General features: G+C 67.1%; 9 protein-coding genes. 4 read left to right on the forward strand and 5 right to left on the reverse strand.

What is annotated here, in order from left to right; genetic code table 11:
* Positions 1-39 precede the first annotated feature (39 nt).
* Together ASG20_RS02075 and ASG20_RS02080 are read left to right on the forward strand one after the other, a co-directional pair.
* Positions 40-1098: an alpha/beta hydrolase gene (locus ASG20_RS02075; protein WP_056047860.1), complete on the forward strand. Its 1059-nt coding sequence runs from the start codon at positions 40-42 to the stop codon at positions 1096-1098.
* An 11-nt stretch (positions 1099-1109) separates the two neighbouring features.
* Positions 1110-2678: a glycoside hydrolase family 43 protein gene (locus tag ASG20_RS02080; RefSeq protein ID WP_231420340.1), complete on the forward strand. Its 1569-nt coding sequence runs from the start codon at positions 1110-1112 to the stop codon at positions 2676-2678.
* Here ASG20_RS02080 and ASG20_RS02085 read toward each other — a convergent pair whose 3' ends face one another.
* The 3 genes from ASG20_RS02085 to ASG20_RS02095 form a co-directional block, all read right to left on the reverse strand.
* Positions 2679-4628, reverse strand: a complete 1950-nt coding sequence (locus ASG20_RS02085; RefSeq protein WP_056047865.1) for a sialate O-acetylesterase — start codon at positions 4626-4628, stop codon at positions 2679-2681.
* A gap of 49 nt (positions 4629-4677) precedes the next feature.
* Entirely contained in the window at positions 4678-6219 is a 1542-nt protein-coding gene (locus ASG20_RS02090; RefSeq protein WP_056047867.1) for a tryptophan halogenase family protein, read from the reverse strand.
* A 62-nt stretch (positions 6220-6281) separates the two neighbouring features.
* Positions 6282-9320 (reverse strand): TonB-dependent receptor, encoded by a 3039-nt coding sequence (locus ASG20_RS02095; RefSeq protein WP_056047869.1) that lies wholly within the window; start codon positions 9318-9320, stop codon positions 6282-6284.
* A gap of 204 nt (positions 9321-9524) precedes the next feature.
* Here ASG20_RS02095 and ASG20_RS02100 point away from each other — a divergent pair, with 204 nt between their 5' ends.
* Positions 9525-10247 (forward strand): SapC family protein, encoded by a 723-nt coding sequence (locus ASG20_RS02100; RefSeq protein WP_231420339.1) that lies wholly within the window; start codon positions 9525-9527, stop codon positions 10245-10247.
* Positions 10244-11239, forward strand: a complete 996-nt coding sequence (locus tag ASG20_RS02105) for a cupin-like domain-containing protein (RefSeq protein WP_056047873.1) — start codon at positions 10244-10246, stop codon at positions 11237-11239. The genes ASG20_RS02100 and ASG20_RS02105 overlap by 4 nt, the downstream gene beginning before the upstream one ends.
* On the opposite strand, the gene ASG20_RS02110 is transcribed toward ASG20_RS02105, so the two are convergent.
* Entirely contained in the window at positions 11214-12554 is a 1341-nt protein-coding gene (locus tag ASG20_RS02110) for an MFS transporter (protein WP_082470693.1), read from the reverse strand. The genes ASG20_RS02105 and ASG20_RS02110 overlap by 26 nt on opposite strands.
* Positions 12532-14670 (reverse strand): glycoside hydrolase domain-containing protein, encoded by a 2139-nt coding sequence (locus ASG20_RS02115; RefSeq protein WP_443025888.1) that lies wholly within the window; start codon positions 14668-14670, stop codon positions 12532-12534. The genes ASG20_RS02110 and ASG20_RS02115 overlap by 23 nt, the downstream gene beginning before the upstream one ends.
* Between the last annotated feature and the right edge of the window lie 6 nt (positions 14671-14676).

Below are 14676 nucleotides of genomic sequence, written 5' to 3' on the forward strand. Positions count from 1 at the left end.
CGCCTGCCCATCTTCTCAGCTCTTCGAGGAATCGCACCCATGACGAAATTCCTGATGGCCGTGCTCGCCTTCGGGCTGGCGATATCCGGCGCGGCGCATGCGCAGGTCGCGACCACCACGCCGCCGCCGGTCGCGGGTGCCAAGCCGGTGACGGTCGAGCGGATCACCGTCCATTCGCGCGCGATCGAGGGCAATCTCGAGGGCAACAGCGCGGATCGCGCGGTGCTGGTGATGCTGCCACCGAGCTATCGCAGCACCCCGACACGCCGCTATCCGGTGGTCTACGCGCTGCACGGCTATTCGATCGGCGCCGAGCAATGGGCGAAGGAAATCCACGTCCCGCAGACGATCGAAGGCGCGTTCGCGAAGGGCGCGCGCGAGATGATCGTCGTGCTGCCCGACAGCAAGACGGTGCATAACGGCTCGTTCTATGCGAGTTCGGTGACGGTCGGCAACTTCGAGCAGTTCATCGCGCACGACCTCGTCGGCTATGTCGACGCGCATTACCGGACGCTGGCGGACCGCCGCAGCCGCGGGCTGGCCGGGCATTCGATGGGCGGCTACGGCACCGCGCGGATCGGCATGAAGCATCCCGACATCTTCGGTGCACTCTACATGATGAGCCCGTGCTGCCTGTCGATACGCGCGCTCGGCACGCCCGACGCGGCGGCAGAGAAGACGTTGCGGGCGCTGCGCTCGCCGACCGAAAGCGCTGGCCTGTCGTGGGGATTGCGTGCGCAACTCGCGACCGCGGCGGCGTGGTCGCCGAACCCGAAGGCGCCGCCGCTGTTCCTCGACCTGCCGATCAAGGACGGCGTCGCGCAGCCCGACGTGATCGCGCGCTGGGCGGCCAACGCGCCACTGTCGATGCTCGATCAATATGTCGGTAACCTGCGGCGCTATGCAGCGATCGGGCTCGATGTCGGTGACCGCGACGGGCTGAAGGGCGACGCGATCGCGCTGCACGAGGGGCTCGACCGCTACGGCATCGCCAACCAGTTCGCGGTCTATCCCGGCGACCATACCAGCGGTGTCGCGGGGCGCGTCCAGGACGTGATGATCCCGTTCTTCTCGCGCAGCTTGGCGTTCGCACGATGAGGGGCGGGGCGTTGATCGCGGCGCTCGCGCTGCTGGCGATACCAGCGTCGGCGCAGGTCTGGCGGTCGGATCAGGGGAACGGCACGTTCCGCAATCCCGTGCTGTTCGCCGACTATCCCGATCCTGACATCATTCGCGTCGGCCGCGACTATTATTTCGCGACGACGACGTTCGCCAACGTGCCGGGGATCACGATCCTGCACAGCCGCGATCTGGTCAACTGGACGCTAGCCTCGCATCTCGTCGATCGGCTCGAGGGGAAGCCCGAATATGACCTGAAGGGTGGCAATGCGTATCGGCATGGGCTCTATGCCTCGTCGTTGCGCTATCACGCGGGCACCTATTATCTCGCCAATACGCCGGTCGGGCAGAAGACGCGGATCTGGTACGCCAAGGACGTACGCGGGCCGTGGCGCTATCGCGAACTGGAGCGCGAGGCGTTCGATCCGGGGCTGTTCATCGAGCCCGACGGGCGCGCGTATGTCGCCACCGCCTCGACCGCCGATGGCACGATCACGCTGCTCACGCTCGACAAGGATCTGGCGCACGTCACCGACGCGCGGAAAATCCATTACATCAAGGGCGCGGAGGGCTCGAAGATCATCCGCCGCGGCGCCTATTACTACCTGTTCAACGCGTTGCCGCCGCGTCTCGGGCTGACCGTATCGCGGTCGCGCAGCCTGTTCGGACCGTGGGAGACGCGCGACCAGATCGACGACACGACCGGCGGGCATCAGGGCGCGCTGGTCGACCTGCCCGATGGCCGGTGGTTCGGGTTCGTCATGGAGGATAGCGGCGCGGTCGGCCGGATGACCAATCTCAGCCCGGTATTCTGGCGCGACGACTGGCCGGTGTGGGGCACCCCGGACGCGCCCGGACGCGTACCGCGGCTCGCGCAAAAGCCGATCGCGGGGTTGCCGTTCGCCGAGCCCGCGACCTCCGACAATTTCGCGGGTCCGCGTCTCGGCCTGCAATGGCAGTGGAACCATAATCCGGACCCGAGCCGGTGGTCGCTGACCGCGCGGCCGGGCTGGTTGCGGCTGAAACCGACGGTCGCGCCACGCTTCTGGTCGGCGCGCAACACGCTGACGCAGAAAGGGCAGGGGCCTGCGAGCCGCGCCGAGGTGAAGCTGGATATCGGTCATCTCGCGCCGGGCGACCGATGCGGGTTCGGGACGCTGGGGCAATATAGTGGCAACCTGACGATCGAGCGCGACGCGGGCGGTACGGCCTCGGTGGGTATGGAGGTGACCGAAGACACCGTCGACGGCGCGCGCACCGCAACGCGCGGCAGCAGCGTGATCGGCGCTGGCCGCGCGCTATGGTTGCGCACGGAGATGGATTTCACGATCGATCGAGCCCGCGTTGCGTATAGCCTCGACGGCCGCCGCTGGACCGGTGTCGGCGGCGACTTCCCGCTCGCCTTCGCGTGGCGGACGGGGACGTTCCAGGGCGAGCAGTTCGCGCTGTTCTGCTACGCGTCGAGCCCAAGCAAGGGCTGGCTCGACGTCGACTCGTTCACGCTGAGCGCGCTCGAACCCCAAGCGAGATTCAAGTTCCGCAACGCGCCCCCGCGGTAATCATCGCCGCGGCGCGACGGGTATCTCGAACGTGCCGACCGGCAGCATCACGTCGTCGGACAGGTTCACCGATGGCGCATCCGCCCAGGCATAGCGGACCCGGGTGACGGGCTTGCCGTCGCCCGGCAGCGTCACCGTGGTGCCGGCGACGCTGCCCGCGGCATAGCGGCAGGTGCCCGGCGCGGTGTCGCACAGTTCGAACCCGATCGCCTGGTTCGCACCGCGGGCGTGGAGCGCGCCGGCCACATCGCCGAAGCGCAGCGTGATGCCGCCATCGGCGCCGGCCTCGGCCGCGGCGATGGCGGGACCCGACGGACCGCCGGGCGCGCCATAGACCGCCGACCGCATGACCTTCGCGAGGCGTTGGCCGACCTCGTGCTTCTCGCCGGGATGGATGTCGAGCGCATCGCCGATGTCGAGCGCGACCGCGATCCCGGCATGGCGGTCGGCGGCGGCGACGCGGCGCTGCGCATCGCGGACATAGCCCCAGCCGCTGTCGCTCGGCGCGCTGGTCGGCTTGCCGTAGTTCGCGAGCTGGACGATCCCGAAGCCGGTTTCGGGCGTGCCGAACCGCGTGCGCCAGTCCGCGATCAGCGCGGTAAGGCGGCGGTCGTAGCCGGGGATGCCGGTGTCCGACTCCCCCTGATACCAGGCGATGCCGGCAAGCTTGGTCGACGCCAGCGGCGCGATCATCGCGTTGTACAGCGTGCCGTCGCCGTTGATGTCGTCCCACGGCACGCGCGGTGCCGCTCCATCGAGCCGCTTGGCGATCGCATAGCGCCAGCCGCTGCCGAGTGCGGCGCTGCTGCCGTCGGCGAAGGTCACGCGCATCGCCTCGGCCGGGCCGGTCATGCCGCCGAACGCGTAGACGTCGTCGTCGTTGACGGTGATGACGTTGCTGCCGGGTTTCAGCGTGCCGATCGGCAGCGTGTAGACGCGCGCCTTGCTGGCGAGGCTGCTGCCACCGACGCCCTGGCCGTTGACCCAGGTCCGGTCGGCATCGTCGATCGTGCCGAGCGACAGGATCGCCGGGCCCCGGGCCTGTGCCGCGGTGACCTCGACCGTCCGCTGATACCAGATCATGCCGTTGTAATCGGCGAGTTCGGGCACGCCCCAGGTCTCGAAATTGGTCATCGCCGGCACCGGCTTCCAGTCGAGCGCGGCTGCCGGCTGCCACGGTTCGCGGCCCACCGCGTCGCCCGACCCGGCGCGCCACCAGCTTTCCCAGATCGTCGATGCCTTGCGGTCGGCGGCAGCGGGATCGCGCGCGTACAAGGCTAGTAGATCAGCCTCGGCGCCGAGGCCTGCCTTGCGCAACGCGGAGTCGCTCAGCCACGCGCTGATCCGCGATCCGCCCCAGCTCGAATGGATCGCGCCGATCGGCACCTTGGCGATGCGGCGGAGCGCCTGCACCATGTAGAAACAGGCGGCGGAGAAGGTCGGTACGGTTGCCGGCCCGGCCGCAGCCCAGTGCGGTTGCTCGGCGAAGCGCGCGACGGGGCTCGCCGCCGAGACCTTGGCCACGGTCAACAGCCGCAGCTGATCGTCGACCGCCGGATGCGCGTCGGGGAACAGCGTCTGCGCGTTCTCGACCGCCAGCTCCATGTTGCTCTGGCCCGAGCACAGGAAGACGTCGCCGATCAGGATATCGCGCACCACCGCGGCACCGCTATTTGCCGCGATCGTCAGGTCGTAGGGGCCGCCGGCGGGCAACGCGGGGAGGCGCGCCTCGAACCGGCCGTCGCGCCCCGCCTTCGTCGTCACGGTGCGACCGGCGAGCGCGATCAGGATCGTCTCGCCCGCCGCCGCATCGCCGCTCAGCACGATCGGCTGGCCGCGCTGGATCACCGCATGATCGCCGAGCACACCATCGAGACGCGGCGCGGCCAAGGCCGGGGAGGCCGCACCGGCAATAGCGGCGTAGAGCGCGAGGCGCAGGGCGGTCTTCATCGGATCGTTTTCCTTGGGGTTCGGATCGAACAGGGATCGACGGGGAGGCTCAGATCGGCTGGAGCCCGTGCTTGACGATGCGGTCGATCAGGTCGCGGTGACCGGGAAGGCTGCTCATCATGCGCTGCGTCTGGACGTGGTTTTCGCGCCGAGCACGCCGTGCCAGTTCGGCGTCCGCCTCGATCGTGCCGGGCATCACCGCGGTACGCGCACCCATGCCGTACAGGACATATTGATAGCTGGCCGACGGGAAGACCTCCTCGGCGCGGTCGAACTCGTCATGGATCCACGGCGACTGATATTGCCAGAGCTCCATCAGCCCGCGCAGCCGGTCGGGGATCGACTCGGGCCGGACATTGTCGCGCCAGAAGTCGGTGTCGGTGCGTTTGGTCAGCGTATAGTGCAGCTTGAGGAAATCGATGATCCGGCCCCAGCGATAGGTCGTCGTCGCGTTGAAGCGGTTGGCGACGACGTCCATCACCTCGCGACAGACGGGCATCTGCTCGGCGATCATCTTGGCGGATAGCTCGATCAGCACGATCGCCGACGCCTCGAGTGGTTCGAGGAACCCGGCGGCGAGCCCGACCGCGACGCAATTGCCCTTCCAGAATGTTTCGCGGTGGCCGGCGCGGATCGAGAGTTTCCGGACGGGCAGGTCTTTTCCTGCCGGACCGATATACGCGCGCAGTTCGCGTTCGGCGGCGTCGACGTCGATATGGCTGCTGGAGAAGACATGCCCGACGCCGCGGCGGTGCGGCAGGCCGATATCCCAGATCCAGCCGGCCGATTGCGCGGTGGAAATGGTGTGACTGGCGATCGGATCGTCGGGGCGCTCGTACGGCAGTTGCACGGCGAGCGCGGTGTCGCAGAACAGCGTGTCGGTGCAGCTGCGGAACGGCACGCCCATCGCTTCGCCGATCAGCTTGGCGGCAAACCCGGTGCAGTCGATGAACAGGTCGCCCTTGATCGACACGCCCTGCGCGGTCTCGACGCGTGCGATATCACCGGTCTCGTCGAGGATGACCTCGGTCACGTCGGCCAGCACGTGCCGGACGCCGAGCGTGTCGCAGCAATGGCGTTGCAGGAAGTGCGAAAATTTACCCGCGTCGAGATGATAGGCGTAGTTCGCGACTCCGTCGAATTCGGGCGTCGCCATCGTCTTGGGAGCAAGGCCCTCGTCGCAGATCCGACCTTGCGGCGTGACCGCGTCGCAGAAGCTGTCGTGGCCGTCCTCGGCGAGCCAGTGCGGGGCGAGGTTCAGCGAGCCGAACTGCTGTGGCAGCATCAGCGGGTGGTAATAGCCGTCGTCGACCGCGCCGGTGGTCCAGCGGTTGAACCGCGCGCCCTGTTTGAACGCCGCGTTGCAGTGGCGGAATAGCTCGGTTTCCGACACGCCCATCTTGCGCAGCGTGGCGCGCAGCGTCGGCCACGTGCCCTCGCCGACGCCGATGGTCGGGATGTTGGGGGACTCGACCAACGTCACGGTGAAGCCGTGCTCGCGCTGGCCCTTGTGCCGCGCGGCGAGCACGCCCGCGGTCAGCCAGCCGGCCGTACCCCCTCCGACGATGACGATATTTCTGATCTGGTGCATGGGTCAGCGTATTCGAAAAATGGCGGAGCACAACATCGTCATGCTCCGCCAGGGGGGAGAGCTCAGAAGCGGAAGCGCGCGCCCAGTGTGTAGCGGCGACCGTAATCGAACACGTCGAGCAGCTGGTTGCTGTAGCGACCATGCGTGCTCTGCTGGTTGTTGTTGACGTTCAGCGCCTCACCGAAAATGCTGAAGTTCTTGGTGATGTCGTAGCTGCTCGTCAGATCGACCTGGAAGCTCTGGTTGACGAAGGTCGGCTCTGCCCCGAACGAACCGGTATTCTGGTTCTGCCCGAACTGGAGGAGATACTTGTCGCGCCAGTTGGCCGCCGCACGGAACTGGAAACCGCTCTTGTCGTAGAAGCCGACGAAGTTCGCCGAATTGGCAAGCCCCGTCACCGCAAAGCCCGACTGGGTGATGTTCTTGTCGTCGTACGGACGGTTGGTGTTCACGAACGTCGCGTTGGCCTGGAAGCCGAAGCCGGTGTCGCCGAAGACCTGCTGCCACGCCAGCTCGACGCCGCGAACCGTCGCGTCGGGACCGTTGACCTGCTGCGATACCGCGAACGATGCGGGTTGGCCGGTGGTCGGATCGACCACCCCGTTGATCGTCTGCCGCGTCACGCCGCCGATGATGAAGTTGCTGACGTTCTTCAGGAAGAAGTTGACCGACAGATACGAGTTGCGGCGATAATACCATTCCGCGCCCAGATCGAAATTGTCCGCGAGATACGGTTTCAAGTTCGGGTTGCCGCCCGCCGCCGACAAGGCTCCGACGCGCTGGCCGTTGCCGACGTTGAGGACCGGCGTCAGCAGGTTGAGCGCCGGACGGGTCAGCGTTCGCGACGCATCCGCCCGCAGTACCAGCTTGTCGGTCAACTCGAGCTTCATGTCGACGCTCGGCAACAGGTAGGAATATGAGCTCTTGTTATTGACCGCCTGGATCTCGGTGTAGGTCGGGATACTCAGCAGCGTCGGATCCGCCGCGCTCGTGACGATCGAGGTCGGCAGTCGTCCCTGACCAGTCGCATTGAGATTAGTTACCTCGTTGCGGACGCCCGCGTTGAAGGTGAACGGCAGGCCGCCGACCTCGGTCTTGAAGTTGGCGCTGACATAGAGCGACCACGTCTTTTCTTGGACGCGCAGGACGCTGCCCGGATCGACCGCTTCGTCGAATGCGCCGGTGAAGCCGTTCACGCCGGCATAGTTATAGCCCGGGATGTTCTGCGTCTGCGGATTGCCGAGGCTGCTCAGGTAATTCTGATACGCGACCGGGCTGAACACGAAGACCGACGGCGGCAGGCTGCCGTTGAACCCCGGGATGAAGTTGTTGAGGCTGACCGAGCCCTTGTACAGATTGGCCGGCAGCGGCGAGATCCCGGTATCGCGACCCGACGGCCCGCCATAGCCCGCATAGGCCTGCCAGAAATTGTTCGTGAAGGTGCTCTGGTTGCGGAAGTTGAAGGTGTCCTGGTAATATTGGCCACCCGCCTTCAGCGTCAGATTATCCTGCTTCCAGGTGGCGTTGCCACGAAACTGGAACAGCTGATCGGTATTGTGCTGCGTCTGGTTGACCGTAACGTGCGAGCCGATCAGCGCGGGATTGGCCCAGTTCGCGGCATCGCCGGCGGGACCGAAATTGCTGATCGACGGGAAGGAATTCTTGCTGTCGCCATCGACGTTGAAGCGCAGCGTATTGCCCAGATTACCGCCATACCCGATGTCGCCGTTGCGGCTACCGATCACGTTGCCCGGGTTCAGCCAGCTCTTGGCATAGGCGCCATCGGCTTCGAGCGTGAGGTTCTCGGTCGCGTCGTACTTGACGTTGAGGCCGGTCTGGTTGGTCTGCAGGATCTGCTTGTTGAGCGCGGCGGTGAAGTCGGTTGGCGTGCCGACCTGCGTAAAGTCGGTCGCGGTACCGTTCTTGTCGAGCGTCACATTGCGCAGATCGCCCTGGTTGAACCAGACGCCGAACGCGTAATTCTCCTGCTTGATGGTCTGGCGCGAGAAATTGTTGTCGAGCGTCACCATCAGATCGTCGGACGGATGATATTGCAGCGAGATGCGCGCATCGATGCGCTCGTCCTGCACGCGCTGCTGCTCGGCGCCATATTGCTGCGGGAACCAGCCGGGGATGTTCTGGCGGTTGGCCGGGTTGGCATAGGCCGCGGACTTCGGGTCGCTGGTCGGCGTGCACGCGCCGGCGCCGCCCGCGAGCTGGCAGCCCGCAAAGTTGCCACCGGGCCAACCCGACACATAGACGCGATTGGTATCGGTATCACGACGGGTGTAGATCACGTCCGCCAACACGCCGAACTTGCCGTCGGCGGTGGTGGTGCTGACCAGCAGACCGCCGGTCGGCACGATCCTGCTCGCGCGATCCTGGATCGAGCCCGACGCGGTTGTCGCGACGCGGAAACCGGGGTGGTCGAAGGGATTCGGGAAGGCGATGTTGACGGTCGCGCCGATCGAGCTCGACGCTAGCGAGACGTCGGGGGTCTTGAGCACGCTAAGCTGGCCGATGAAATCGACGCCGACGGTGCTGAAGTCGATCTGCCGGCCGCCGGTGGCGGTCGAGATGCGGCGGCCGTCGTACAGCGTCGTGTTGAAATCGCCGCCGAAGCCGCGAACCGTGATCCCGGTCGGTTCGCCGCGCGATCCCGAGCGCTGGATCGAGACGCCCGGCAGGCGCTGGAGCGAGGCGGCGACGTTCGAGTCGGGGAACTTGCCGATGTCTTCGGCAGAGATGACGTCGACAATGCCCGACGAAGTGCGCTTGAGGTCGAGGTTGCGCTGGAGCGATCCACGCAGACCGACCACGACGATGTCGTCGCCCGTGGTGTTACCCTGCGATGCGTCCTGCGCGGTCGCGAGATCCTGCGGCTGGCCCGCTTCGGTCGCAGTCGTCGTGTTAGCAGTGGCGGGTACGGCAGGCTGCACGGCGGCAGGGCGATCGGTCGTCGCATTCTGAAGATTGGTCTGGTCCTGCGCCAGCGCGGGCGATGCCCAAGCGAGCGCGGCCATGCTGCTCGCGCACGCCAGCGTACGGGCCCGACGCGCACGTCCGCGGTCGCCGAGTATCGAACGGGTATCCAGAGTCATTTCAACATCCCCTCAACGACGCCGCGTGCCCCTTATCGAGGGGCTATCCGGCAATATCTTGCGCGATGCGTGGAGTCGGATGCCCTAGCCACACCATCACGGTAGCGCTCACAATACGCCAAGTCGCAACCATTGCAAGCTCTTGTAGGAGTGAATGCGAAGGCCCTTTGCAAGGGTATTCGGGTGTGCGAGTTCGGACCGCAGATGCGCGAACCAAAGTCGCGCGCGCAGGAGGATCGGATGCCGACATGGGAAATGTTGAACCGCGGACAGCATGCGGCGCTGCGGGTGTCGCGCGCCTGCGACGCAACGTGGCATTTCGCGCAGATCGTCGCGGACGAGTTTCCGCGCGCCGCGCCCTATTACCCGATCCTGTTTACCAAGCATCCCGAGACCGGGGCGTTTTATGCCGGGGTAGTGATGGGACTGGAGCCGGGCGACAACCTGCTGACGGTCGACGGTGCGCTTCCGGACTACCGCCCTGCCGATCTCGAACGCCAGGGGTTCTTCGTCAACGACGGCCAGATTGTGATCGACCGCGAGCATTCCGTCTTCGCGGGCGCTCGGGGTGAGGCAGTGTTCGACAGTGATGGAGAGCCAACGCTGGCATTGAAGCGCGTGCAGCAGGCGCTGCATACGCTGCAGGAAGGCATCCCGGCGACCGATGACGCGATCAAGCGGTTCCTGGGGCACGGCCTGTTGGAGCCCATCGACGTCACGCTCGATTTCGACGACGGCAACCGGCTGCGGCTCGACGGACTGTACACGATCAGTCTCGACGCGCTCCACGCCTTGCCCGATGCGGCGGTGATCGACCTCTTCCGCGCAGGCGATCTGCAACTCGCCTATGCGCAGACCGGCTCGCTTCGCCATATCCGCACGCTTGGCCGGATCCGCAATGCGCGACTGTCGGACGGACGCGCGTGAGCGATACGCTCGCCGAGGCGCTGACCGATCCCGAGCGGTTTCGCGCGCAGGTCATGACGCCGGGCCAGCCGGTGCTGATGCGGGGCGCGGCGCGCGCGTGGCCGCTGCTGGCGGGGGACGGGGTGCAGGGAGTCGCCGACCAGTTGCTGCGGCTGGAGACGGGGGCCTCCGCCGAGGTCTTCGTCGGCGAACCCGCGATCGGTGCGCGCTATCATTACGACGCGACGATGGCGGGCTTCAACTTCACCCGGTCGACGATGCCGTTTCGCGACGCGCTGATGCGGATACTCGACACCGCGGGCGAGCCGGGGCACGCCAGCATGTATATGGGCTCGCTCACCGCGGAGACGTTCTTTCCCGGCGTCGAGCAGATGACCCGGCTGCCGTTCGTCCCGCCCGAGGTGCTGCCGCGGATCTGGATCGGCCATGCCTCGACCGTCGCCTGCCATTACGACACGATGGACAATGTCGCGTGCGTCGCGGCCGGGCGACGCCGCTTCACGCTGTTTCCGCCCGACGCGATCGGCGATCTCTATGTCGGGCCGATCGATCATACGCTGGCGGGCCAGCCGATCGCGCTGGCGGTCGGCAGCGCGCCGGGCGACCGGCGCTTCCCCCGCTTCGAGCAGGCCAGACACCGCGCGCGCGTGTTCGATCTGGAGCCGGGCGACGCGCTGTACGTGCCGAAGCTCTGGTGGCACCAGGTCGAGGCGACGGGCGACGTCAACGTCCTCGTCAATTTCTGGTGGGACGGGTTCGCGGCCGGCCCGGACCAACCCTATACCGCGATGCTGCTCGCGCTCACCGCGATCGCCGAGCGTCCGCCGGCCGAGCGCGCAGCGTGGCGCGCGTGGTTCGATCACTACGTCTTTCGTCCCGACGGTCATCCGCTCGCGTTCCTGCCGCCAGAGCGGCATGGCGCATTGGGCGCGACGAAGGAGAATCAGGGCCGCATTCGGGCGCTCGTCATGCGATTGCTGCGGGGCGGTTGAGCCGCGCGGGTGTCGACCCGAGCACGATGGCGAGCCCCGCCAGTGCGCCGACCAGCGGAATCGACCACGCCATCGTCAACAGGAGGTCGCGGCTTTCCTGAACCAGCGGCTGTCCGACGGTCCAGCCGATCGCCGACAGCCCGCGACCGAGCAACGCGCCGCTTAGGCCGCCGCCGACCTTCAACGTCAGCAGCAGCAACGCGACCGGCAACCCCTCAAGCCGGACGCCGGTGCGGCGCTCGCCATGATCGACCGCATCGGCGAGCAGAATCCAGATCATCATCTGCAACCCGGCATTGCCCGCCCCGAACACCGCGATACCCGCGATCATCGTCGCCGGCCCTGCGGCGAATATGCCGAGGCCGATCGCAATCGCGACCAGCGCGAACCGGAGCACCACGCGGCGTTCGCGGCGGCGGGCGAGCGCCATCCAGCCCGGCAGCGTGACGAGCTGCGCCAGTGCCAACGTCGCCAGCGCATGGCCCGTCCAGCCCGCGTCGTGGATCACGCCCTTGCCGATATAGGCGACCGATCGCGCCAGGACCGGCAACGTCAGCGCCTGCGCCAACGCCAGCGCGAGCAGCATGAGCAGCGGCCGGTTGCCGACGATCCACGCGAACGATCCGTTCTGCGCGTGCGCGCTCACCGCCATCGACCGGGGCGCGGCGGCGGCCGACAGCCACAGCGTGACGACATAGGCGACTGCGGCAAGACCCGCGACGATGGCCAGCGCGTGGCCGCCGTCGCGATCCGGATCGACGAACGCCGGCGCGCAATACGCCACCGCCAGCGTACCGCAGCAGCTGAACATGTAGCGCAGACCGGACACCGTCGTCGCGGCGCCCGGCGTCCGGGTCAGCTGCATCATCAGCGCGTTGTGCGCGACGTCGCAGACCGAATAGGCGCTGCGGAACAGCAGCACGATCGTGATCGCCCACAGCATGATCGCGTGTTGCCCGAGCGATCCCGGCGCACCCGGCCGCAGGAAGAAGATCGCGAAGAAGATGCCGACGACCGGTGCGCCGACGAACAGCATGCGACGATAGGCGCCGAGTCGATCGGCGGACCGATCGACCAGCCGACCGAGCAGCGGATCGCAGACGCCGTCCCAGACGAGGCCGGTCATCACCACCAGCCCGGCCGCCGCGGGCGATATGCCCCAACGCTCGGTGAGGATGAACAGCAGGAAGAAGTCCATCGTCGAGGCGAGGACGTTCTTGCCGAAATTGCCGCTGGCATAGCCGAGCATCTGTACGCGTCGCACCGGGGTGCGATCGCCGGGGATATCCGGTCTAGCGGGGGCGGCGGTGTCCATCGCCCGGGACTTTAACGCCGATGTCTTGCAGTTGCGGGACAATTCGTCCGTCTCGTGCGCGGGTCGTGATCGCGAGGGTGCCGCCGCGTAGCAACGCGGTATGGTCGACGCGGAAGTCGGGCAGTGAGCGTCCGTTCAGGTTAGCGCGTGCGATCGTGCCGTCCGCCGGTCCGTCGCGGCGGATCGTCAATCTGCGTCCGTTGCCGAGATCGATCTGCGCGCGATCGAACGCAGGGGTCGTGACCACGTACCACGGCTCGCCCGGGACCAGCGGATAGAGGCCGAGCGTCGCGAACACGTACCACGCGGTCATCCCGCCGGCATCGTCGTCCATCCCGTCGGCAAACCCCTGCGGCGATAGCGCGAAGCTGCGACCGACGAACGGCACCGGCAGCTTGCCGCTGTTGGTATAGGGATGCGCGATCGGCTTGGTCAGGATCGTGTGGATCAGGTCGGCGGTGGCCTGCGGCTGGCCGAGCGCGGCGAACATCCACGGCACCTGGATGTCGGGCTCGTTGGTCATGTTGAACAACCCGGCATCGAAGAAATGATGCAGTTCGCCGAGCAGCCGCTCGCGCCCGACCGTCGCGGTCATCCAGGGCAGGTCGAAGATCGGCGCCCAGCGATATTGCCACAACGTGCCCTGATACAGCCCGCGCGCCTTGACGACGTCGCCGTCCGCGCCCGGTATCTGGAACACCGATCGCCACATCGGGCGGTAGCTTTGCGCCTTGGCGGTGAAAGTCCGCGCGAGGTCGGTGCGGCCGAGATCGCGCGCGAGTTCGGCGGTCGCCCAATCGTCATAGGCCGCCTCGATCTGTTCGTCCGGCGTGCCGCGCTTGAGCGTGTCGCTGTCGGCAGCCATCCCCGCCAGCGCGGCGTGCGCGTCGAACGCGATGCCCTTGCGATGCATGTCGAGCAGCGCGATCCCGGCATGCTCGGTGCGGACCGTCAGGAACGGCTCGTGCGGGGTCGACCATTGCGCCTTGCCGCCCGCGTAGAGTGCGACCAGCGACTGCGCGATATCGGCGCTGCGCTCGGGCTGGAGCAACGCAAGCAACGGCATCTGGGTGCGGTAATTGTCCCATAGCGACCAGTTCGCGTAGCGCGTCCGGCCCTTCGGCGAGGTCTGGATCGTGCCGTCCTTGTCGCGGTGGCGCCCGTCGAGATCGTCGATCGCGACCGGGGTTTCCATGACGCGGTAGAGCGACGTGTAGAACAGCGCGCGCTGGTCTCGAGCGCCGCTCAGCGTGACGCGGCTGAGGATGCGGTTCCAGGCAGTGCGCGTTTCGCCTGCGACGGTGGCAAGCGGGCGGTCGCCGAGTTCGGTCTCGCGCACCGATGCCGCGCCGCGTCCGTCGACGGTGGAAAGCCCGGTGCGGATCTCGATCGCATCGCCGGCCTTGGCCGTGAGGTGGAGCGTCGCTAGATCGCCCGCGCCGGTGGTCAGCGTCTGGTGGATCGGCCGTCCGTTGACGAGGATCCGGCTGGCGGTGTGGAGGTGATAGGCGCCCTGATCGCAGACCGTGCCCGCGACCAGATCGGTGCGGAGGTCGTCGCTGGCGAGGCTCGCCCAATTGGCTGCCAGCCGCTTCGAATAGCTGTGTCGTGGGTCGATCCGCAGATCGACCGCACCGGCGCGGGGCAGGGTGAAACGCAGCACGCCTGCGCCGCGCGTCGCCGCCATCTCGGCGAGGATGCCGCGGTCGTAGCGGACGCGGTACGTCCCGGCGCGTGCCGTCTCGCTCGCCTTGTCGATCAGCGCGGCGCCCGTGCTGCCAGCATAGCGCAGCGAGACCATCAGGTCGCCGCCCGCACCGCCACAGCCTACCCCGACGCCGCGGGTATGCGAAAAGCCGAGGACCGTGGTTGCCGCGTGGTCGTAGCCCGCGTGGTTGGCCGGGCTGGTGTCGGGGCCGAGTTGCATCATTCCGAATGGCGCGACGGCGGCGGGGGAGAGTTGGCCGAAGTCGGCGAGCGTGCCGACGAACGGGTCGACGAGGTCTGCGGGGGTTTCTTGTGCGGTGAGGGTAGTGGGGGTGAGGAGAAGGCCGAGGAGGAGCGGGTATCTCAGCCACCCTTTCCTAGACCACCCCGGCGAAGGCCGGGGCCCAATTGGAAA

The sequence above is a fragment of the Sphingomonas sp. Leaf198 genome, assembly GCF_001424005.1.
GTDB lineage: Bacteria > Pseudomonadota > Alphaproteobacteria > Sphingomonadales > Sphingomonadaceae > Sphingomonas.